The following is a 2795-nucleotide window of genomic DNA, read 5'->3' on the forward strand; positions in this document are numbered from 1 at the left end:
AGAGTTCTCTATGGTTCGGCTTAGAGCTTTTGGAACCTATGAGATACGCATAACTGACCCTGAACACTTTCTACGAGAGATAGTGGGAACAGATGGTCACTTTACTGTTGATGAGATAGATGAACAACTCAGAAATCTTATCCTATCTAAATTTGCGAATATATTAGGGGAGAGTAATATCCCTGTTTTGGATTTAGCATCCAATTATGAGAATTTTTCTAACTATATCGGCGAGAGAATCGCACCACATTTTGGTGAATATGGATTAAAGCTTACCAAAATATTGGTAGAAAATATCTCTCTACCTAATGATGTGGAGAAGGCACTTGACAAACGAACGAGCAGAGAGGTGACAGGTGACCTTGAGAAACATATTAGATACCAAACAGGTGAAGCACTCGGCAGTAGTGGAGAGGGTGGAAGTAGCATTGGTGATATGGTCGGCATGGGAGCAGGAATCGCTCTTGGTCAAGATATGGCAAACAGAATAGTTTCAAAAGATGCTCCACCAGAGCTACCTACTAGAGATGACACCTCTTACCATATTGCCGTTGATGATATAAGCGAAGGTCCTTATGATATGAGAACTATAAAAAGTTTAATAGAGAAAGGCACTATCACAAGAGATACGCTAGTATGGAGATAAGGTTTAGATGATTGGGAACCTGGTGATTCTCTTCTTTTATAGTTTTTTGATAATACAACACCACCTCTTCCGTAGGGTGCTGTTTTCAACGCACCATTTAAAAATGAATAATAAATAATGGATTTTTTTTGAAGTTTCAATCTATAAATTTTACTTGTGAGGGGTGTGGAGCACCTCTTAGATATAGTCCTATGACCAACTCTCTACGCTGTGAATTTTGTTCTGGGACAGAGGATATTCCCCTATCTAGCGAGACTATAGAGGAGTATGATTTTCATAAAGCTTTGCGATTCTTGGAAACACATAGAGCAAAAGAGATTACTAAAAAGGTCAAGTGTAGCAAGTGTGCTGTAACATTCAAATTAACTCCCTACTCTATCTCTTCTAACTGTCCATATTGTGATACTCCTGCTATTACTAATTTTGTCAAAGATATTACACCTAAATCTATACTACCATTTACGATAACAGACAATGAAGCTACTAGAAGATTCAAAAAATGGATTGGTTCACTCTGGTTTGCACCCAACAAGCTAAAAGAGTTTGTAGATGGAGATAGAAAACTAGTAGGCTACTATCTACCTCACTGGACTTATGATAGCCAAACTTATAGTCGATACCGTGGTAAGAGAGGTGTGGTGTATTATGTTACAGTAGAGCGAACAGTTATCGTCAATGGTAGACAACAGCGAGTAAGCAAAAGAGAGGCTAGAATCAGATGGACACCTGTAGAGGGTGCTGTCTCTAACTCTTTTGATGATATAACTGTGGGAGCATCCAAAACCATCTCTCATGCTATCTTGGACAATCTCTCACCTTGGGATACGAGCAGACTTCTACCTTTTGATGAGAAATACCTCTCTGGTTTTGAATCAGAAGAGTACACGATAGGACTAGACAATGGATTTGAATTTGCAAAGATGAAGATGGATAGGGTAATCCGTCGAGATATAAAAAGAGATATAGGTGGAGACCAACAGCAGATAAGCTCTGTGGATACTAGACATAGTGATACTACCTATAAAAATGCTCTTTTTCCTGTTTGGATTGCTAAGTTTAAATGGAAAGATAAGATTTATAATTATGCTATTAATGGGCAGAGTGGAGAGGTTGTGGGGGAGAGACCGTATAGTGTTGTGAAAATTATTGTGTTGGTTGGATTTATATTAGCTCTATTGGGGATTGGTTTTTATTTAGAAGAGTATCCTCATTTGATTGAGGATATTTTTGCTTGGAATCCGTAGGTTCGATATCATCGAACAGATAATTAAAGCCCATAAAACAATTCGTTCGATAAAATCGAACCTACGGATTCAAGCTCTCATTTAAATCAGCTGGAATATCTAAACTCACAGTTGAACTGGAAGCCTCTGTAGGCTCCTCTTTTGTTTCAACTTCAACAGAAGGTGCTTCTTCTTTTACTATCTCTTCCACTTCTGGTGCTGGAGCATCTATAGAAGTCTCTACTGTTGATTCATTATCAGTAGACTCTTCGCTATTTTTTACAAGAGCATCATACTTCTCTTGAAGCTCTTTTAGTTTGATAGCTGTCTCATTGCTATCACTCTTTTTGTCTTCTCCTGAATCTTTTGTTGCCTTACTATCCTCTTTAAGCTCATCGTACTCATCTTGAAGCTCTTCAAGCTTATCTTCCATACTACTTACAGCTTCGTTATTTGCTCCATATTTATAGACAAGCTCTCCGCCATCTTTACCCTGCTTTAGAGTTAGAGCTATAAATCCAACTAATAATAGGATAAAGAAGAGTCTTGCCACAACTCTTGAAAATGCCATAAATAGTAGTTTAAGTAGAAGTAGAGCCACAGAAGCATAAACAAGATATATACCTAAAAGCTTATGCTCTTTTAGTTCAGCCTGTCCTTCAGCTACAAGAAGAGAGTATGCCTCTTTGCCATCTACTGCTCCTGTAAAATACGATGCACCCATAGCAACTACTACGATAATGATTAAAAATAGCGATAAAACAGAGATTGCTCGTCTTTTAAAGACTAAATTGATTATCTCTAATAAAAGAATAACTATAGGTATAGCAACTGCGAAATGAACAACAGCAGGGTGTATTAACACGGGTATATCCAATGGTAACTCAAATGGAATGGTTAAATTAGGTAATGACATAAGGTCTCCT

General features: G+C 37.7%; 3 protein-coding genes. 2 read left to right on the forward strand and 1 reads right to left on the reverse strand.

All coding sequences use genetic code 11. The annotated features are described in order from the left end of the window. The coding region (locus GSY74_RS00715; protein ID WP_164663185.1) for an SPFH domain-containing protein at positions 1 to 646 on the forward strand (646 nt) is incomplete at its 5' end. A gap of 128 nt (positions 647 to 774) precedes the next feature. Next, positions 775 to 1890, forward strand: coding sequence for a primosomal protein N' (replication factor Y) - superfamily II helicase (locus GSY74_RS00720; protein WP_164663186.1), 1116 nt, complete (start codon positions 775 to 777; stop codon positions 1888 to 1890). A 61-nt stretch (positions 1891 to 1951) separates the two neighbouring features. Here GSY74_RS00720 and GSY74_RS00725 read toward each other — a convergent pair. Then, a partial coding sequence (locus GSY74_RS00725) for a DUF2231 domain-containing protein (protein WP_164663187.1) occupies positions 1952 to 2795 on the reverse strand: 844 nt, incomplete at its 5' end.

The organism is Sulfurovum sp. bin170 (genome assembly GCF_010892395.1).
Classification (GTDB): domain Bacteria; phylum Campylobacterota; class Campylobacteria; order Campylobacterales; family Sulfurovaceae; genus UBA1140.